The sequence below is a fragment of the Methanobrevibacter arboriphilus genome (assembly GCF_019669925.1).
Lineage (GTDB): Archaea > Methanobacteriota > Methanobacteria > Methanobacteriales > Methanobacteriaceae > Methanobinarius > Methanobinarius arboriphilus_A.
In genome coordinates this window covers 418,343-439,258 of sequence record NZ_AP019779.1, presented here as the reverse complement: position 1 = coordinate 439,258, position 20,916 = coordinate 418,343, and the positions used below count along the sequence as shown (strand labels likewise).

Here is a 20,916-nt window from a genome sequence, read left to right as displayed (position 1 = left end):
TTTTAAGTATGGATTCTAATAACAATATTAATACTAATACTACTAGTAATACTAATAGTAATACAAATAATAAGTCTAATAATAATGTAAATAGCAATACTAATAACAATACTCTTAGAAATACAGACAGTAATACTAATAGTAATAATAGTAATAATAGTAATAATAATTATTTTGATAATGATTTTTATGAAACAAAAGTTATCAAAAAACCAGATTCTTTATATGATGAATTTTCTCGTAAAGGTGAATCTTTTACTAAGGTTACACATTATTGTGCAGGTTGTGGTCATGGTATTCTTCATAAACTTATTGGGGAAGCTATGGATGAACTTGAGATACAGGAAAGGGCTGTAATGATCTCTCCTGTTGGCTGTGCTGTGTTTGGTTATTATTATTTTAATTGTGGTAATGTACAAACTGCTCATGGAAGAGCTCCTGCTGTTGGTACTGGTATTTCTAGAGCTGAAGATAATGCTATTGTAATGTCTTATCAGGGTGATGGCGACTTAGCTTCTATTGGTTTAAATGAAACTATTCAAGCAGCTAATCGTGGTGAAAAATTAGCAGTATTCTTTGTTAATAATACTGTTTATGGAATGACGGGAGGTCAAATGGCTCCAACTACTCTTATTGGAGAAATAACTGTTACATCTCAATCTGGAAGGGATCCTAATTTCACTGGTTTTCCTATGCATATGTGTGAACTTCTTGATAATTTAAAAGCTCCTGTTTTTATTGAAAGAGTTTCTCTTGCTGATGTAAAATCTATTAGAAAAGCTAAAATTGCTGTTAAAAAAGCTTTGAGAATCCAAAAAGAAGGTAAAGGTTATTGTTTTATTGAAATTCTTTCTCCTTGTCCTACTAATTTAAGACAAGATGCTGAAGGTGCTGAAAAATTTATTAAGGAACAAATGGAGAAAGAATTCCCAGTTAAACGTTTTAGAGATTTATCTAAAGAAAGAGAAAAAGTTGAAAGAGGATCTTCAGATTTTTCTATTGAGAGTTTGGATAGTATATTTAACATTGATAGAGAAAATCCTATTGAAACTAAAATCGATCCTGAATTTAAACCTGTAAATATAAAAATTGCAGGTTTTGGTGGTCAAGGAGTACTTAGTGCAGGTCTTACTCTTGCTCAAGCCGCTTGTAATGATGGAAAGAATGTTTCATGGTATCCTAGCTATGGTCCAGAACAAAGAGGAGGGACTTCCAATTGTTCTGTGGTTATATCTGGTGATGTAATTGGATCTCCTGTTGTAGATAAATGTGATGTTCTTATTGCTCTTAACAGACTAGCACTTGAAAAATTTACTCCTTATATTAAAGATAAGGGTATTATTCTTTATGATTCTCGTGTAGATGATTTTGAAATTGATAAATTAGATAATTTTGAAGTTATAAAGGATAAAAAAATAAAATTAATTCCAGTTCCTGCATTAGATATAGCTAATTCTCTTGGAAATTCGAAAGCTTTTAATACTGCTATTTTAGGTACACTTATGGAAATAGGAACTATAATTTCAGAAGATGCTTATAAAGAGGGAATAAGAGAGATATTTTCTTCTAAACCTAAATTAATTCAGTTAAATATTGATGTTTTAGAGGCTGGAGCTAAATGGATGAGAGAACATTTAGATGATTATTTGTAGTTTGATTGATTATTAATAATTTGATGATTGTTAATAGTTTTTGATTAATTGTTTATATTATTATATTTGAAAGTATTATTTAGAGTGATTAAATGTCTTATAAAAAGTTAGCTAAAAGTTTTTTAGATTCTGCTAATGTTTCTATTGGGGATACCGTTAAAGTTGAGAAAAATAAAGTTTTCTACGAAGGTATGTTGCTTGATAGATCTGAAGATTCTGATGATGGATATATTGTTTTAAAGCTTGATAGTGGATATAATTTAGGAGTTAATATTTCAGATGCTAAAATTGAATTAATAAAAAAAGGTAAAGAACCTAAAATTCAATTTGACTCATTAAAGATTGAAGAAGATACTAATAAGATGGATATATCCATAATATCTACTGGAGGCACTGTTTCTTCTGTGATAGATTATAAAACAGGAGCAGTTCATCCAGCTTTTACTGCTGATGATTTGCTTCGAGCTAATCCTGAACTTTTGGATATTGCTAATTATAAAGTAAAAGCTCTTTATAATATTTTAAGTGAGAATATGAAGCCTGAGTATTGGGTAGAAGCAGCGAATTCTATAGCTAATGAAATTTCTGATGGTGTTGATGGTGTAGTTGTAGCTCATGGAACTGATACTATGCACTATACTTCAGCTGCTCTTAGTTTTATTTTGGAAACACCAGTTCCTGTTGTTGTTACAGGTGCTCAAAGAAGCTCTGATAGACCTTCTACCGATGCTTATCTAAATTTATTTAATTCTATCGGTGCTGCTAAATCTGAAATTGCTGATATTACTGTTTGCATGCATGAAGGATTGGATGATGGTTATTGTTGCTTACATAAAGGAACAAAAGTCCGTAAGATGCATACAAGTAGAAGAGACACTTTTAGAAGTATTAATTCTGAGCCTATAGCTAGGTTAAAGGATTCTAAAATAATTAATATAAATCCAAATGTTGATTATAATAAAAGGGACTCTAGAGATTTAATCTTAAGAGATAAACTAGAGTCTAAAATAGCAATTATAAAAAGTTTCCCAGGAATTAAAAATGAACTAATTGATTATCATATTGATAAAGGTTTTAAAGGATTGGTTATTGAAGGGACTGGACTTGGTCATGTTCCAGATTATATGCTTGATTCAATTAAAAGAGCAAATGATGAAAATATCCCTATTATTATGACTTCTCAGTGTTTATATGGTAAAGTAAATATGAATGTATATAGTACTGGAAGAAAGTTGATTAATGCTAATGTTATATCTGGTGGAGATATGACTCCTGAAGTTGCTTATGTTAAACTTTGTTGGGCCTTAGGTCAAAATGATAAATTTGATGAAGTTAAAAATATTATGGAAACTAATATTGCTGGAGAATTATCTGAAAAATCTTCTTTAAAATACTTTTTAAATTGATTGTAAACATATTAGTTATATTAATATTAATTTAATATTATTCTAATATTACTTTAATTATAAGATATTATCAGTTTATAAGATATTTATTAGTTTATAAGATACTTGTTAATTTATTTAAAATATTTTTTAATTTAACTATGTATATATTTAAATCTTTATTTAAAAATATTATAGCTATACTTTAGCTAGTGATTGTTTAATTATTTATGGTTATGTGATTTTATGGATTGGAGTGAATTAGGTCTTAAAATGGGATTAGAGATTCATCAACAGTTGAATACTAAGAGCAAGTTGTTTTGTCCTTGTGAAACTGAACTTGTAGATGAAATGTTTGATGAGGAAATAAAAAGAAATTTAAGGCCTACTCAAAGTGAATTAGGTCAAATCGATAGGGCTGCTCTTCAAGAATCTTTTAGGAAGATGAAATTTAATTATGAGGCTTATTATTATCATACATGTCTTGTTGAAACAGATGATGAGCCTCCTCATAGTTTAAATCAGGAGGCTTTAGAGCTTTCTATGGTCATAGCTACTCTTTTAAATATGCAAATTGTGGATGAATTTCACACGATGAGGAAACAGGTTATTGATGGAAGTAATACTGGTGGATTTCAACGTACTGGACTTGTAGCTACTAACGGATACCTTGATACTCCTCATGGTAGAGTAAATATTGAAAATCTTTGTTTAGAAGAAGATGCTTCTAAAAGAATTGCTATTGATATTAAAAATAATCAAAGTACTTCTGCTGAGTATTATACTCATTTTAGACTTGATAGGTTAGGAATTCCTCTTGTTGAAATTACTACTGATCCTTCAATACATCATCCTGAACAGGTGAAAGAAGTAGCTTATGCTTTAGGTCAAGTTTTAAGAAGTACTAATGTTAAAAGAGGGCTTGGAACTATAAGACAGGATTTAAATATCTCAATAGCTAAAGGGGCTCGTTGTGAAATAAAGGGTGTTCAAAACCTTGATTTAATGCCTAAAATTGTTGAAAATGAAGTTCAAAGACAATTAAAACTTATTGAAATTAGAGAGGAACTTGAAAAGCGAAATGCAAAGGTTCTTGATGAAATTCATGATTTAAATATTATTTTTAAAAATAGTTCTTCAAAGATTATTTCTGGAGCAGAATCTGTAAAATGCGTTGTTTTAAAGGGTTTTGCTGGTTTAGTTGGTGAAGAGGTTCAAGAAGGGCGAAGATTTGGAACTGAAATTGCCAGTTATGCTAAAAAAAGAGGAGTTTCTGGTATTTTTCACACTGATGAGCTTCCTGCTTATGGTATCACTGCAGAAGAAGTTGAATCCATGAAAAGTCATTTAAATGTGGATGATGGTGATGCAATAATTATAGTTGCTCATAATGAGGAAATTGCTATTTCTGCATTAGAAGAAGTTATAAGACGAGCAAATATGGCATTTGAAGGTGTTATTGAAGAAACTAGAAAATCTCTTGATGATGGAAATACTGAATATATGAGACCTCTTCCTACTTCTAGTAGAATGTATTTAGAAACTGATATTCCCTTGTTTAAAATTGAAGAGGATTCTATAGAAAATATTAAGAATAATTTACCAGAGCTTCCTGATGTGAAAAAAGAAAGAATTATAAAAGAATATAGTTTAAGTGATGATCTGGCTAATCAGTTAGTTAGAAGGTTAAGAGCTGATGATTTTGAATATATTGTTTCAAAAATTGAAGGTTCTAATATTGATTCTACAACTATAGCCTCTGTTTTAGCTTATGATCTGAGAGAAATAAAAAGAGAAGGATACAATATTTCAAATGTTAATAATGAATCATTAATATCTATTTTTAATCTTCTTGCTGATTCAAAAATATCTAAAGATGCTGTAAACAAGATTATTATTGCAATATCTGAAAACCCTACTTTAGATCCAGAAGAAATAGCTAAAAATAATAACCTTTTAGTTCTTGATGAAAATGAGGTTCTGAGTATTATTGAGGATATAGTTGCTAAAAATAGTTCTATGGTTGAAGAAAGAAAAATGGGTGCTATGGGCCCATTGATGGGAATGGCTATGGGAAAACTTAAAGGAAAAGCTGATGGAAAACTTGTAAATAAACTTCTTAAGAATGAGATAGAAAAATTAATTTAATTTAAATTATATAATTAAAATATTATATAATTAAGAGAATTAAGAAATTACACTATAATAAAATATTATTATAAAGTTTATAATATTATTATAATATTTATACTATTATTATCAATATCTATATTATTAATAATATTTATAATATTAATATCTATAATATTTATATTATTATTTGTAATATTTATATTATTATATATATTATTTGTATTATTATTTGTAATATTTGTATATTGTTGTTTATTAATTACTATTAATTATATTTATTAAACTTATTAGGCTTTATAAAAATATTAAATATGGGGTTTAGGATAAAATGGAAAAATATGATATTATAATCATTGGTGCAGGTCCTGGAGGATTAACAGCAGGATTATATGCTGGAAGACAAGGAACAAAAACTTTATTATTAGATAAAGGTCTTGCAGGTGGTGCAGGATTAATGGTTCCTTCAATGGAAAATTATCCTGGTTTTGAGCTAATAGCGGGTATGAGTTTAATAGCTAAAATGAAAAAACAGACTGAAAAAAATGTAAATATTAATGAAATGGAGAATGTTGAGTCTATAAAAAAAATTAATAATGGATTTATAATTAAAACTTCTGAAACTGAATACCATGCTAAATCACTTATTTTAGCAACTGGAGCTACTCATAGAAAATTAGGTGTTCCTGGTGAAGATGAATTTAAAGGCCTTGGTGTTTCTTATTGTGCTACTTGTGATGGATTACTCTATAAAGATAAAGATATTTTGATGATTGGTGGGGGAAATAGTGCTCTTCAGGAAGCTATATTCTTACATAATGTTGGATGTAATGTTACAATTGTTCACAGACGTGATAAATTTAGAGCTGAAAAATATCTTCAAGATAAGATTGATGAAAAACAGATACCTGTTATTTGGGATTCTGTTGTTGAAGAAATAAAAGGTAATCAAATGGTTGAGTCTGTAGTTTTATCAAATAAAAAAGATGGTTCTAAAGAAGAATTAAAAGTCCAAGGAATTTTTATAGCTATCGGAGATACTCCTTCAAGCGAATTAGCTAAAGAATTAGCTGTTAATGTTGATAAATATAATCATATAATTGTTGATAAAACCCAAAAGACAAATGTTGATAATGTTTATGCTATTGGTGATGTGACTGGTGGTGTAAAGCAATGGGTTGTTGCTTGTGGTGAAGGTGCAATAGCTGCCACTTATGCTTATCAAGGTCTTGAACACACTAATAATAGAGATATAAATTAAAAATAAAATATTATGGATTAATAGAATTAGATATGATTAAGTAAAAGATTGTATATAATCATATAATAATTGTTATTAACCTATTTCATTTTATATTAATCATGCTACTAATTTATTTTAAAAATTATTTAAAAATTAAAAAATTAAAAGAATTATTAAATAAGTTAAAAGAGTTATTAAGTATTTTAATCCTAATACTTTTTGTATTGGTTAGATTTAAAATAGCTGTATATTAAGAAAGCTATTATTAAAACTATTATAATTGGCAAAAGTATTGGTATTATCCATAAAAATATATAAACAATTAAAGCCCCAATTAAAACGGCTACTATCATATATATTAAATCTTGAAGTTCCATGCATATTTTATTTATAGAAAGTAGTATATAAATAATTTGAATTTAAGAGAGTATAAGAAGTTTATTATAATAATCATTAAGAATTAAACGTAATATTCTTAATAATATAAACTATTAATTCTATACTAAAGCATTGTATAATTAGTATTATATAATTAATTATAATATATAATGTAATTAATCACTGTATAATTACTGTATATTAATATTATATAATGAATTAATTTTAGTGTAATGCATTAACTATATAATAACCAAGATCATAATATTAATATTATGATAAAATTAATTCATAATTATTAATCTTGGATTGATATTTATTCTTTGATTAATATTTATATTTAATAAAACATTATCAAATACTTTTAAAATAATATTTAAAGAGTAAAAACATGAAAATTTTAATTATTAACAACAAAGGCCAATATAATCATAGAATTGGCAGAAGTTTAAGATATTTAAATATTCCTTATGAACTAATTCCAAATAACCTTTCAATAGATGAAATTAAGGAAAAAGAACCTATGGGTCTGATCTTTGGAGGAGGTCCATCTATTGAGGAATCAGAAAATAGTTTAGAATATATTAATAACATTGATGATATTAATGTTCCTGTTTTAGGAATATGTTTAGGTCATCAGCTAATAGCTAAATCATTTGGAGGAAAGGTTTCAAGTTCTTCAACAGAAAGCTATGCTCAAATTGATATAGAGATATTGGATGAAAATAAGCTTTTTAAAGGAGTTTCCTCACCTATGAAAGTTTGGACTTCTCATAAAGATGAAGTTAAAACCTTACCAAGAAATTTTAAAACATTAGCTAAATCGTCTATATGTGATATTGAAGCTATGAAACATGAGAAAAAAGATATTTATGGTATTCAATTTCATCCTGAGGTTCATCATACTCCTGAAGGGGAACTTATCTTTAAAAATTTCCTTGAAATATGCGAAAATAATTTGTAATAAATTTTCAAGAATTTAATATTATTAGTATTATTATTTTTAATAATGCATTTTATAATCTAATGTTATTATAAACATAAAATATTAGGTTATTCGATAAAATATATAATTAAATAAAATGATAATCAAAATATTATATATTAATATTATATAATATTAAATAGTAATATCATATATTAATTTACTAAACAATAATATTATATATTAATTTATTTATATTAATTTATAGTATTAAATTTTGTATTATTAGTAATAATTATTATTGTCTATTATTTAATATTATTATTTAATACTATTATTCAATACAATTTAATAATATTTAATCTATTATCCTTAATTAGATATATAACCGAGGTATAACAATGATCGATAATGTTGAAGAATTAAAAAATAAAGCAGTAGATTATAAACAAGAAATCAAAAGAGAAGGTTTATCAATTGTAATAGGAGATTCTGAAGAAAATTTTAGAATTTCTGGAATTGGTGAAAAGGCAGTTAAAATAGAAAAATTTATTAAATATGAAGATATGATTGAAGCTTTAGAACTTGGAAGAGATGATAGTATTGAAATAGCTATAAAAAAAGTTATTGAAGATTTTGAACCTTCTGAAGATAAAGAATAATTTTAAAATAAATTATATGTAAGATTAACTACTTTATGTATTCATAGATTTTATATAATAATATATTTTTATTATATAATTTTATGTATATCTAGTTATTTTACTAATTTATTAATAATTCATTATTAATTCATTATTAATTTATATGTCTAATTGTCTATTTTTTATATTATTACAGTTTAAAATAATAAAATCAAGATTTAATCCATGTTTATTTTATTAATTTGAAATCAAAATAATTTTAAATCATAATTTTAAAATAAAAATACATATATTAAATATGCTAATAAAATAACAATTATTACTGGAGCTAACCACCTTAATATTTTATATGTAACATATGCTAAAAAAAGACAAACTAAAATAACTAATATGTTTTCTATTGTAATCATATATAAAAGTAGGTTATTAAATAATATAAATCTTTTTAATGATTATTTTATTGATTTCTAATATCTTATTTATAATATATTTCATTTAGGAGATATTCATTTAGGAGATATTTCATCTATAAAGTATTTCAGTTATGAATTATTTTAATTATGAATTACTTTATTTAGAAAATATTTTATTTATGAGATAATTTATTTAGGAAATATATAATCTAAATAATTTTTTATTTAGTATTAAATTATTTTTGCTAGTACTTTTTATTTACTATCTTTTTTTGTTTTATAAAAAATTATTTTTTATTTAGTAATATATTTTTATATTATGTTTTCATAATATACATTTAGAATATATTTAGAATACATTTTAAATATATTTTAAATATTTTTATAAAAATTTATCTTTATATAAAAATTTATATTTGTATATAAATTTATCTTTATATATTATTTTAAAAATTTTGAATATTATATACTCATAGGTGTCATTAATGATTAGTCCATCTGAATTTATAAAGGAATCTATTGAAAATATTAAAAATGAAATTAACAATGAAAAAACTATTATAGCATTATCTGGTGGTGTAGATAGTTCAGTATGCTCTGTATTAGTTAAAGAAGCTATTGGTGATAATTTAGTAGCTGTTTTTGTTGATCATGGTCTTCTTCGTGAAGGTGAAGTTGAAGAAGTTTGTAAAACTTTTGAAAATAGGCTTAATTTTGTTTATGTTGATGCAAAAGATGAATTTTTAAATGCTCTTTATGGAGTAGATGATCCAGAAGAAAAAAGAAAAATTATTGGGAAAGTCTTTATCGATGTTTTTGAAAGAGAAGCTGAAAAAATTGAGGCTAAATTCCTTGTTCAAGGAACAATAGCTCCAGATTGGATTGAAAGTGAAGGTAAGATTAAATCTCACCATAATCTTGCTTTGCCTGGGGGAATGGTTTTAAAAGTTGTTGAACCTGTTCGTGATTTATATAAAGATGAAGTTAGAGAAATTGGGCTTGAACTAGATCTTCCAGATGAACTTGTTTTTAGACAGCCTTTCCCAGGACCCGGACTTGCAGTTAGGGTTGTTGGTGAGCTTTCAGAGGAAAAATTAGAGATTTGTAGAAAAGCTGATGCAATTGTTAGGGAAGAAATAATAAAAAATGGGCTTGATAAAGAATTATGGCAATATTTTGCAGTTCTTACTGATACTAAAGTTACTGGTGTAAAAGGCGATCAAAGAGACTTTGGATATTTAGTGGTTTTAAGAATGGTTGCATCAGTAGATGCTATGACAGCTTATGTCCCAGAATTACCATGGAATGTTATTAGATCTATATCTAAAAGAATAACTTCTGAAGTTTCTGAAGTTACTCATGTTTCTTTATCTATAAGTGATAAGCCACCAAGTACAATTGAGTTTGCATAGGATATATATTTATATATCTATCAAAATCTTTATCAAGATATTTATTATATCATTTATTATAATATTTATTAAAATATCTATTAAAATTATTAAAAGATTTATTAATGTACTATTAATAATTAATATACTATAATATATTACTAATATTATAAGATATTATATAATTAAAATGAGTATGAATATTATTAGTATATTGTATTATTATTAGTATTATTCCTATTTATTATAATGTATTATTATACTGCATTATTTTATGTATTACTTATAATGTATTATTATTTTTACTACATTATATAAATAAAACAATTAAATTATATTCAAAACACATATATTAATAAAAATATTATATAAAGGAATATTTGAAAGAATTATATTAAACTGATTAAAGGAAGATAATATGGAGTCTGAAAAACACAAGTATTGTATTTATTGTGGAGAAAAGATCTCTGCTGATGCTGAAAAATGTGAACATTGTGGAAATTGGTTTGAAAGAATTTCAGTATCTAGAAATCATATTCAAAACAATTATGTTTCAAAAGATAATTTAAAGGAAGATAATGATTTAAAAAATGGAAATACTAATGATATTCATATTAATGATATTGGGGATAAATCCGAGTCTTTTTCAGAATCTAATTCTGTTAATAATTATAATAAAAAGAATTTTCCTGAATATTCAAATATTCTTCCAATAAGAAGACTTTTACTTTTAATGGCTTTTACATTAGGCTTATATTCATTTTACTGGGTTTATAAGACTAATTGTTATTTAAGAGATGATCTTGGTAAGGATGTTAGTCCAGGTATAAGAACATTTTTAATGATAATTCCTATAGCTAATATAGTAGTTTTTTATCAAACCTTAGAAGATATGAGCCAGTTTATTAAACAAGAAAAAATTGAATCTTCTTATTCTTCAGGTTTAAATGTGTTAACTTTAATATTTTCTAATTTTCTTCCATTTATAGGAGTAGTACTATCTTTCTGGGTATATACAAATGTTCAAGAGAGTATTAATGAATTTTGGAGGATTAAACAATCTAACCTTCCTGTCAGAAGGGAATTTAGTAATTCTGAAATATTGGTGATGATTTTAGGAGCTATATTTTGGTTAGTGTTTTTTATATTCTATATTGGATTTCTAGCTTATGCTGGATCAATGGTTTAAATCTAATCAATGGTTTAAATTTTTAAATAACTATTTTATTTTCTATTTTTTTATTATAGTTGGTTATATAAATGGATTTATTACTTATTCAATCTCAAGAACATGAAACTCTTCCTTTAGCTGAGTTAAAAGCTGTTTTGACTTGTGAAAATATTGATTGTGATGTTGAGGTTATAACTCAAGGATTAATTTTACTAAAATCATTAAATGAATTGGATTTTTATAAAAATTACAAGACATTGGTTAGAAGATTAGCTTATACTCATGAAATTCATGAGCTTATATTAAGAACAGATTTAAATAATCTTGAAAGTGGTTTTAACTCTGTTAATTGGAATGATTATATTGAAGAGGATTTTGTAGTTAGAATTAAAAGGTTTGAAAAAGTCAATATTGATACAACAGATGTTGAACGAAGACTAGGTCATTTAATTTTATCTTCAAATAATACTGCTTCTGGTACTTCTGGAAAAACTGATGTGGCTGAATTAAAAGTTAATTTAAATAACCCAAAATCATTTATTAGGGTTGTAGCTACTCAAAAAGAAGTTTTTATTTGTATTGAAAAATTTAAACTTAATAAAAAACATTTTCAAAATTTAAAACCTCATAAACGTCCTTTTTTTTATCCAGGTTCTATGAGTCCTAAGCTTGCTCGTTGTATGGTTAATTTATCACATATAAAAGAAGATCAGCTTCTTCTGGATCCTTTTTGTGGTACTGGGGGTATTCTTATTGAAGGTGCTATGATAGGTACTAAGCTTATTGGTTCTGATATTAATTGGAAAATGAAAAATGGAACACTGATAAATCTTGATTATTGTAGTAATCTTGATTATTGTGATATTTGTGAAAATGATTATGAGGCTCATCATATTGATGTTCGTGAGTTGAAACTGTATAAAAAGGTGGATGCTGTTGTTACTGATCCTCCTTATGGTATTTCAACTTCTACTGGTGGTGAAAAAAGTGGTAAGATATTTCACCAGTTCCTTGAATCAATAGATTATAACATGAAAGAAAATGCATATTTATGTATAGCTCATCCTCACTATCTTGATATAGATCCTTTCTTAAATGAGCTTGGCTTCAAATTATTAGAGAGGCATAAGATTAAAATGCATAAAAGTTTGACTCGTATTATTTCTGTTATTAAAAAAACCAATTAAATAATTTATTTCTTTTAAATATTTTTAATTTTTAATTTTAATATTTTTATTATTTTTAATATTTTCACTTTTAATATTTTTATTTTTAGTAATTTTATTATTTTTAATTTTAGTGTTTTTAATTTTATTATTTTTATTTTTAGTATTTTTATTATTTTTAATTTTAGTGTTTTTAATTTTATTATTTTTATTTTTAGTATTTTTATTATTTTTAATTTTAGTGTTTTTAATTTTATTATTTTTATTTTTAGTATTTTTATTATTTTTATTTTTAGTGTTTTCACTTTTATTATTCTTATTTATATTATTTTTAATAAATTATATTATAATGTAATTATAAAATAGAATTATTAGAAATATGAAATAGAGTTAATAGAAATAAAATTTAAATGTAATATATATGAAATATAGAATATATGAGATATAGATAAAATATATGAAATTTAAAATGTAATATTAAAATAAAATATATACAATATAAATAAATACACCTTTAGGGGATTAGATGAAAATAAAAGTATTAGACACTACTCTTCGTGATGGGGAGCAAACTCCTGGAATATCGCTCACAGCCAGTGAAAAGTTAAGAATAGCTACAAAACTCGATGAAATTGGGGTTAATATTATTGAAGCAGGTTCGGCTATTACTTCTCAGGGTGAAAGAAAATCTATTAAAGAGATAACAAGTGAAGGTCTTAATGCTGAAATAGCTAGTTTTGCTCGTGCTGTTAAAGTAGATGTCGATGCTGCTTTGGAATGTGATGTTGATAGTGTGCATCTTGTTGTTCCAACTTCTAACCTTCATATAGAACATAAACTTAAAAAATCTAAGGAAGAAGTTTTATCACAAGCAATTGATGCTAGTGAATATGCTCTTGATCATGGATTGATAGTAGAATTATCTGCTGAAGATGCAACTAGAAGTGAAATGAAGTTTTTAAAGGAAATTTTTAATCAAGGTGTTGATGTAGGAGTACAAAGAATTTGTGCTTGTGATACTGTTGGAATGCTTACTCCTGAAAAGTCTTTTGAATTTTATAAGGAGTTAAGCACTATTAATGCACCTTTGAGTGTTCATTGTCATAATGACTTTGGCTTAGCTGTAGCTAATACTCTTGGAGCGATTCGTGCTGGAGCTACTGAATTTCATTGTACTGTAAATGGAATTGGTGAAAGGGCAGGAAATGCTTCTCTTGAAGAGATTATTGTTTCATTAAAAACACTGTATGGTAAAGGTCAAAATTATACAATTGAAGATAATGATTCTTCAATTTATAAAACAGATATTAATATTCAAGAACTTTATTCAACATCAAAACTGGTATCTAGACTTACTGGTGTTTATCTTCAGCCTAATAAAGCTATTGTTGGTGAAAATGCTTTTGCTCATGAGTCTGGAATTCATGCTGATGGTGTAATTAAAAATGCTGCTACTTATGAACCAATAGTTCCAGAACTTGTTGGTCATAAACGAAAATTTATAATGGGAAAACACATTGGAACTAAGGGATTGAAAAACAATCTTGATGAGCTTGGAATAAAAGCTAATGATGAACAATTTAAAGAGATCTTTGAAAAGGTTAAATCTTTAGGTGATATGGGTAAATGTGTTACTGATGTTGATTTACAAGCTATAGCTTATAATGTTTTAGAGTTAAAAAGAGAACAAAAAGTTAAACTTGAAGAAGTTACTATTGTTTCTGGAAATAAAGTTATCCCAACTGCATCAATAAAGCTTAAAATTGATGATAAAGATATTTTAGAGGCTGGTGTTGGTATTGGTCCTGTTGATGCTGCTATTGTAGCTGTTAAAAAGGGAATATCTGAATTTGCAGATGTTGAACTTGAAGAATACCATGTTGATGCGATTACTGGCGGTACCGACGCTTTAATTGATGTTATTGTTAAGTTAAGGCTAGGTGATAAGATAATTTCTGCAAGAAGTACACAACCTGACATTATCAATGCTAGTGTTGAAGCTTATTTAAGTGGTGTAAACAGACTTTTAGAAGATGTTGAATGAGTAGAAATCTTCAATTTTTTGTTAAATGGTGTTATTTTGAGAAATAATAGTGAATTGAAATATAATGGAGAAAATATAAATGAATTAAAGCTTTTTGAAACTCTTGGAATTGAAGATAATATTGAAATAGTTGGATTTAAAGGTAATATAAAGAACATTCCTAAAATTTTAGAAAAAGTTGATTTGATAAAGGATAATTGTTGTGATGGTTGTATAATTCAATTAATGGATGCAACTGCAATAGCTGGAAAAAAACATCTGTTTCATGGAGTAATTCATGCTATTTTAGCTTTTAAAAGAGGTACAAATTTAGCTAATGATTTAGGGATTGAAATTGTTTTAAGAACATCAGCTCAAAGACAAATATCAAAAGCTTTGGATGTTTTAGGTTTAAAAGAAAAACAGATGGATATGGCTATTGTTTTAGTTAATTGTCCTGATTATTTTATTGAAGAGTTATCTGAAATATTTATTAGAGATGATATTGTTTTAAAACCAAACTTATCTATACTTAAAGAAATATATAATATTCCAGAGGAAGAATTAGCTATTATGGCTGTTGATGATATTTTAATTGATAGAACTTCAGCTTTAATAGTTGAGCTATGATTCTTTCTAGTTTTTTAATTTTTTAGTTTTTATTTTTTAATTAAATAATGAATTTAGAAGGAATATCTAAATATTCTATGTTAAACTTTCATTTTGAAGTTTTATTAGTTTAATATACTGATTTTTACGTAATTTTTTAATGTTGATACTACTAGTGAACTAGCTTTTGGATGTGAAAACTTAGGATTACCAGTAGAAGAAATAGAAAGAAGAATTAATAAGGTAGTTTCTGATTTTCAAATAGAAACTCTTTTAAATAAAAGTATTTTCAAATTATCTGGTGGTGAAAAACAAAAAATAGCATGTGCCTCAATTTCAGCTTGCTTTCCAGAAATTTTGCTTCTTGATGAACCTTCATCTAACCTTGATTCTAAATCAACATGGGACTTAAGAAAAATGATTCTTTCTTGGAAAAAAATGGGTAAAACGGTTATCATAGCAGAGCATAGGCTATATTTTTTAAAAGATATCATTGATCGTATGATATATATGAAAGATGGAGAAATTCAAAGAATAATATCCAATGAAGAGTTTAACTTAATGGATAATAAATCTTTTTTAAATTTAGGAATTAGAGCATTATCTTTAAATAATCTAACAAAAAATAAAAAGAATATTTTTGATGAAATAAATGAACATAATATTAAAAATTCTAGTAAAGAACATAATATAAAAGATTCACAATCAAAACATTATTTCACATTAAAAAATTTTAAATTTTCATATGGCAAAATGTTAGCTATAGATATAAATTCAATTAAAATTCCTAAAAATGAAATAATAGCTATTATTGGAGATAACGGTGCTGGTAAATCCACATTTGCAAGATGTTTATGTGGTTTAGAGCGTAAATGTAAAGGAACAATAAATATTAATGGAAAAAATCTTAAATCAAAAAATAGGCTTAGAATTTCATACATGGTAATGCAAGATGTTAATCATCAGCTATTTGCAGAGAGCGTATTAGATGAAATTTTTTTAAGCTTGGATTATAATGATCATATTAATAAACAGAACTTAATGAATAAAGAAAAAAGAGAGATAGCTGAAAATATTTTAAAAAAGCTTGATTTATTACAATTAAAGGATGCACATCCAATGGCTTTATCTGGTGGGCAAAAACAAAGAATAGCTATAGGTAGTGCAATAGCTTCTAATAAAGAAATAATAATTTTTGATGAACCAACAAGTGGTTTAGATTTAAAACATATGAAAGAAGTAGCTAATAATATAAAAAATCTTCAAAAAAGAGGAATTAGCTCTTTTATTGTTTCTCATGATCTTGAACTTATTTTAGAATGTTGTAATTATGTTATACATTTTGAAGAAGGAAAGATAATTGATAAATATTATATTGATGATGAAGGAGAAAGAAAATTAAAAGAATTTTTTATTCCAAGTTTCTAATCTGCAATTTTTTCTAAAGCAATACTATAACTATAGAATATTTTTGCTCCTTTAGAAGTTTTAAATCCTTCTTCTTTGATTAATCTAACAGATTTTTCAAAATTTTCTTTAGAAACATGACCTTTAGGTTCTATGATTAGAATTTTACCTTCATTTTTCAATAAATTTTTTAATTCTCCTAAAAACTTTCTTTTATTTGATACTTCATGTAACATATAAAAGATTAAAATGAAATCAAATTTTTCTGAAAGACCAATACTATCTTTTTGAGTTTTATGAAGTTTTATAATCTCTTTTAAATGATTATTTTTTATTTTATTTTCTACTTTAACTAGCATTTCTTCTTGTAAATCTGCTGCAACTACTTTTCCAGATTCACCAACTAAATTTGCCATTTCTAATGTGAAAAACCCAGGTCCACAACCTAAATCAAGAACATTCATTCCTTTATCAATATAAGGACTTAATATTTTATTTGGATTTTGAAACAATTTACGAATTTTAGAATCGAAAAAACCAGCTCTCTTATAAGAACAAACATCTTCATTGACCATAATATATCACCATAACAACAAATATAATTACAATAACTCTACTACTAAAATTCAAATGATTAATTTATACATGTATATAAAACTTTATTCTTTTTTCATTGATATTTCTGAACAATTCTGATGATTTCATCTAAATTTTCTTTTTTAAGGGATTTAGTATCTAAATTTTTAATTTCAATGGCTATTCCCTTTTCTTTCACCCGGTTATAGTTTGGACATTTAGTTATAAACGTTCGCCCACCTAGATCAAATTCTCCTTTTAGATTTTTATATAATTCATGATGATTATCACTAGCTAATATAACGTTAGTTCCCCTTTTTTTTTGATGTATAATATTATCAAGATTATTTTTAATATAACTTGTAGCTTGAATTGTCTTTTTTAGATTGTTTTCTGCAAAATCTATCTCAGTATAAATAGCTTTTTTTGTAATATTATTAGATTTAAATACTTTTAATAGAAGTTTTGATTTTTTAAAAATCTCCTTATTGTTGGTGGTTATAAAACCACCATCATTAACATTAATCACCTTTGGTGATGAAGTTGAAACTATTATAATATCTGAATACTTTCCATTAGCTAATTTCTTCTCAAAGTCACATATTCCTCCTGATGCATCTTCAACAAGAGTAATATCATTTTTTCGAGACCAATTACTTATTTTTTTCATTGGTTGTTCTGCTGTATATCCTGCAAAACTAGTTAAGAATATAGCTGAAGTTCCATTATTATTAATATAATGGTTTTTTTCTAGAAACTCATCTAATTTTTCCTGAGTTATTATCCCCAAATCTGTTTTAATTGTTAGTATTTCTTTATTTAGGAATTTAGCTATTTGTTTAAAACCATGCCAAGCTCCTTGATCCGGTATTATTATTGGGCCTTTAATTGCATTCATAGCTACCATTATAGCTGCATTTCCACTATTTACAATTTCACAATAGCTATGATCTGTTTTTGAACATATTTTAGCCTTAATATCATTATCATTATTATTTTTATTTTCAAAATTTAGTGAATCTTTTATTGTTGCTTCCATTGCTTCTTTTGTTTTTTTTGAAGATTCTTTGTATAATAGATTCATTTTTTGGCCTTTTTATAAATTTTTTAATTTTCCCTAAACTAAATAATTAATTAAACTACATGTTGTAGTCTATATTTTATACATATCATATTTTCTATAATCACATTTTCTGTAATCACATTTTTATTTAATTATAAAATTTTTATTTTTTAATTTTAAAAAAGAAGTTTTTATTTAATTTTAAAAATTTTTTTATTTTTTGTAAAATTAAGAAAGCTTTGATTTTTTAATTATTAGAAAATATTATTAAACGAAGATAGATTCTTATTTTATTAGTTTATACTTTCTTAAATTTATTTTATAATTCAAAATTCTTACATTTGATGTTTAACATCTTTTTTAAAGAATGCATCTAATGTTGTTTGTCTTGATTGTAATAATTCTTTTAAGAGTTCACTTGTTTTAACATACTTATTCACTGGGATTTTAAGCTTTGTTCCTATGTATTCGAGCGATTGTTTTAAACTTTCAAATTCTTTATAGGGTTGTTCCATTGCATATTTAACATTTTCTCTGACATTGAAAACTCCAAGAGGAACATAACCAGAGTAAGCTTCTCTAAGAACAATAGCTCCTGCTTGCTTTTTTTGTTTAGCTAATGAGTCTAATACTGCCATTTTACAAGTATAATAACATCCTCCAACACTGGAATACTCTTTTTTATCTGTATTGGTTTCATAATCTGAAAAGATCATTTCTTCTTTTCCAAGTATTTTTATAAATGCCTCCATCCATTCATATTGCCATTCCAGTGGAGTAAGAATTATAGCATAATAATTTTTAAGACTACTAAATTCATATACTCTTGTAGTATCAATAATTGGGTAATGTCTAACTTCTTTAAGAAGTGTATTAGCTATTGAGCTATCACATGCTGTAATTGACCATCTTGTTGGAACAAGTTTTCTTCTATTTTTAGTTCCTATTGCTCCAACTGAAAAAGCTTTTTGCATCGCTGAGAAGGGCACATCTTTATCATGTAAATTTATAACTGCTTCTGTAGCTTTTAAATCAGTATCATAGTAAGTTTTTTCAAGTTGTTTATCCCATCTTACGCTATCTATATCAAATTTTTCAATAACAGCACTTGGTCCATGAGGAGTGCTATCTTCATTAAATGATGACCCAACTGGTCTTTTACCAAATTTTGCTTCAGTATCTGTTGATTTTGATGATAATGATATGTCTTGTAATTTTTCAACAAATGGATTTTCGATATCATCAATCTTTATTAATTGTTTACCTCTAACAAGATTTAAACGATAATTTATTATATCTTCTTGTGTTTTATTTTCACCAATCCATGATTCTGGTGAATCCATTATAGAAGTATCTCCTGTTTCAGATACCATCATTGGACCAGCATATACTTTTGGATAGCTCCATCTACCAATAAATACTGATGGTGGTGTACTTCCATCTAAATCTTTACCTACTTTTACAGATTTCATTTGAATTTTTTCTGTTAATTTTTTTAAATAGGCATTTTTTGATCTAAACATACATTAATTTATATTCTAAACTAGTATTTTAAAATAGTGTTTTACTTATTTTTATAATATTTATTATATTTAGTATTGAGAATTTAGTATCAATAATATTTAGAATTGAGAATATTTATATAAGTATATAATATAATATATTACTATACTTTAATTGGATATATTAATGATATATTAGATTAATAAATAAAAAAGGTTTTTTGCATGAATAATAAAGATAAAATAGCTGAAGCTACATTTTTGCTAGCTCTTAAGTATGGGTTTGATAATGTATCTTTAAAACAAATTCAAGAAGCAGCAGATGTAACTACTGGAGCAGTATATTACCATTTTGATAATAAAAATGACATATTAAAATATATGGTTGAATTATATCTTTTAAATGAAATTGATAACTTTAAAAAAATAGTTAAAAATTATAAAGGTACTATAATTGAAAAATTAAAATTTGTTTTTTATTATCATACTTGTCTTGATATTGAGAGCAATTGCAATATTTTTGAGCTTTCTGATAAAGATGGGGTTGATTATAAAGAGTATTATTTATTACTTATGGGTATTTATCATCAACATCCTGAGCTAAGAGAAACTTACCATGAATTAAATCTTAAAATATTTAATTTTTATAAAGATTTAATAGAAGAGTCAAAAAAGAATAAAGAAATTCCTGAGGATATCAATTCTGAAGATGCAGCTCTTTACATTTTCACAATATTTATGGGCTTCATTGAACTTTCCATAATATTCCCTCATTTTGGATTAGAAAAACTCATAGATTTAAATTTAAATATGATATGTAAAAATTTAGGATTAGATAATAGTAAATAATTGTTGTTAATTAATTTTTACTTTACTATTATTATTTAATTTTTAAATATTATTACCTATATTTTATTATTTTTTTATTATTATATTTTTAATATTTTTATTATATACTTATTTTCAATAATATCCTTATTTTTAATATTTTTATTATCTTTAATTCTTATTTTAATATTATTCTCTTTTTAATATTTTTATTTTCAATAATACCCTTATTTTTAATAATATCTTTATTTTTAATAATTTTATTATTTTTAATAATTTTCATTCTAACTTTATGTATAATTAAAAAGTAAATTTTATTATACTGTTCTAACATAATATTATTAGATTCATTAAATTCCCTATATATTTACATATATAATATTTATATATTATCCATATTTTTTATTTAT

The 20,916-nt window shown here is 25.2% G+C and carries 17 protein-coding genes and 1 pseudogene; 14 read left to right on the top strand and 4 right to left on the bottom strand.

Annotation, left to right across the window (positions count from 1 at the left end; all coding sequences use genetic code 11):
• Window positions 1-8: 8 nt before the first annotated feature.
• From MarbSA_RS01825 to MarbSA_RS01780, 9 genes are all read left to right on the top strand, one after another.
• Entirely contained in the window at window positions 9-1,652 is a 1,644-nt protein-coding gene (locus MarbSA_RS01825) for a 2-oxoacid:acceptor oxidoreductase family protein (RefSeq protein ID WP_221061725.1), read from the top strand.
• Between the two features lie 92 nt (window positions 1,653-1,744).
• Complete coding sequence (gene gatD / locus MarbSA_RS01820) at window positions 1,745-3,058, top strand: Glu-tRNA(Gln) amidotransferase subunit GatD (protein ID WP_221061724.1); 1,314 nt, start codon at window positions 1,745-1,747, stop codon at window positions 3,056-3,058.
• Between the two features lie 225 nt (window positions 3,059-3,283).
• Window positions 3,284-5,185 carry a Glu-tRNA(Gln) amidotransferase subunit GatE gene (gene gatE, locus MarbSA_RS01815; RefSeq protein ID WP_221061723.1) on the top strand — a complete coding sequence of 634 codons (1,902 nt, stop codon included), beginning with the start codon at window positions 3,284-3,286 and terminating at the stop codon, window positions 5,183-5,185.
• 313 nt (window positions 5,186-5,498) lie between these two features.
• Window positions 5,499-6,428 carry a thioredoxin-disulfide reductase gene (trxB, locus tag MarbSA_RS01810; protein WP_221061722.1) on the top strand — a complete coding sequence of 310 codons (930 nt, stop codon included), beginning with the start codon at window positions 5,499-5,501 and terminating at the stop codon, window positions 6,426-6,428.
• Window positions 6,429-7,179: 751 nt separating this feature from the next.
• Window positions 7,180-7,752 (top strand): GMP synthase subunit A, encoded by a 573-nt coding sequence (locus tag MarbSA_RS01800; protein WP_042704141.1) that lies wholly within the window; start codon window positions 7,180-7,182, stop codon window positions 7,750-7,752.
• A 362-nt stretch (window positions 7,753-8,114) separates the two neighbouring features.
• Window positions 8,115-8,375: a hypothetical protein gene (locus MarbSA_RS01795; RefSeq protein WP_221061721.1), complete on the top strand. Its 261-nt coding sequence runs from the start codon at window positions 8,115-8,117 to the stop codon at window positions 8,373-8,375.
• Window positions 8,376-9,255: 880 nt separating this feature from the next.
• Entirely contained in the window at window positions 9,256-10,182 is a 927-nt protein-coding gene (gene guaA, locus MarbSA_RS01790; protein WP_221061720.1) for a glutamine-hydrolyzing GMP synthase, read from the top strand.
• A 397-nt stretch (window positions 10,183-10,579) separates the two neighbouring features.
• Window positions 10,580-11,350, top strand: coding sequence for a zinc ribbon domain-containing protein (locus MarbSA_RS01785; protein WP_054835801.1), 771 nt, complete (start codon window positions 10,580-10,582; stop codon window positions 11,348-11,350).
• Between the two features lie 71 nt (window positions 11,351-11,421).
• Window positions 11,422-12,519, top strand: a complete 1,098-nt coding sequence (locus tag MarbSA_RS01780; RefSeq protein ID WP_221061719.1) for a TIGR01177 family methyltransferase — start codon at window positions 11,422-11,424, stop codon at window positions 12,517-12,519.
• A gap of 14 nt (window positions 12,520-12,533) precedes the next feature.
• Here MarbSA_RS01780 and MarbSA_RS01775 read toward each other — a convergent pair whose 3' ends face one another.
• A complete protein-coding gene (locus tag MarbSA_RS01775; protein WP_221061718.1) occupies window positions 12,534-12,803 on the bottom strand; it encodes a hypothetical protein in 270 nt (89 codons plus the stop codon).
• Between the two features lie 221 nt (window positions 12,804-13,024).
• On the opposite strand from MarbSA_RS01775, the gene MarbSA_RS01770 reads away from it, so the two are divergent.
• The 4 genes and pseudogenes from MarbSA_RS01770 (at window position 13,025) to MarbSA_RS01755 (ending at window position 16,558) form a co-directional block, all read left to right on the top strand.
• Window positions 13,025-14,542, top strand: coding sequence for a (R)-citramalate synthase (locus tag MarbSA_RS01770; RefSeq protein WP_221061717.1), 1,518 nt, complete (start codon window positions 13,025-13,027; stop codon window positions 14,540-14,542).
• A 36-nt stretch (window positions 14,543-14,578) separates the two neighbouring features.
• Window positions 14,579-15,151 carry a KEOPS complex subunit Cgi121 gene (gene cgi121 / locus MarbSA_RS01765; protein WP_244987883.1) on the top strand — a complete coding sequence of 191 codons (573 nt, stop codon included), beginning with the start codon at window positions 14,579-14,581 and terminating at the stop codon, window positions 15,149-15,151.
• Between the two features lie 189 nt (window positions 15,152-15,340).
• Window positions 15,341-15,496, top strand: a pseudogene (locus MarbSA_RS10470) (ABC transporter); the annotation flags it as partial.
• Window positions 15,497-15,547: 51 nt separating this feature from the next.
• On the top strand, window positions 15,548-16,558 hold the full coding sequence (locus MarbSA_RS01755; protein ID WP_348531745.1) for an ATP-binding cassette domain-containing protein: 1,011 nt from the start codon (window positions 15,548-15,550) through the stop codon (window positions 16,556-16,558).
• Here MarbSA_RS01755 and MarbSA_RS01750 read toward each other — a convergent pair.
• The 3 genes from MarbSA_RS01750 to MarbSA_RS01740 form a co-directional block, all read right to left on the bottom strand.
• Entirely contained in the window at window positions 16,555-17,112 is a 558-nt protein-coding gene (locus MarbSA_RS01750; RefSeq protein ID WP_221061716.1) for a class I SAM-dependent methyltransferase, read from the bottom strand. The genes MarbSA_RS01755 and MarbSA_RS01750 overlap by 4 nt on opposite strands.
• A 95-nt stretch (window positions 17,113-17,207) precedes the next feature.
• Window positions 17,208-18,197, bottom strand: a complete 990-nt coding sequence (locus MarbSA_RS01745; protein ID WP_221061715.1) for a DegT/DnrJ/EryC1/StrS family aminotransferase — start codon at window positions 18,195-18,197, stop codon at window positions 17,208-17,210.
• Window positions 18,198-18,511: 314 nt separating this feature from the next.
• Window positions 18,512-19,699, bottom strand: coding sequence for an Nre family DNA repair protein (locus tag MarbSA_RS01740; RefSeq protein ID WP_054835152.1), 1,188 nt, complete (start codon window positions 19,697-19,699; stop codon window positions 18,512-18,514).
• A gap of 204 nt (window positions 19,700-19,903) precedes the next feature.
• On the opposite strand from MarbSA_RS01740, the gene MarbSA_RS01735 reads away from it, so the two are divergent.
• Complete coding sequence (locus MarbSA_RS01735; RefSeq protein WP_221061714.1) at window positions 19,904-20,527, top strand: TetR/AcrR family transcriptional regulator; 624 nt, start codon at window positions 19,904-19,906, stop codon at window positions 20,525-20,527.
• Window positions 20,528-20,916 lie beyond the last annotated feature (389 nt).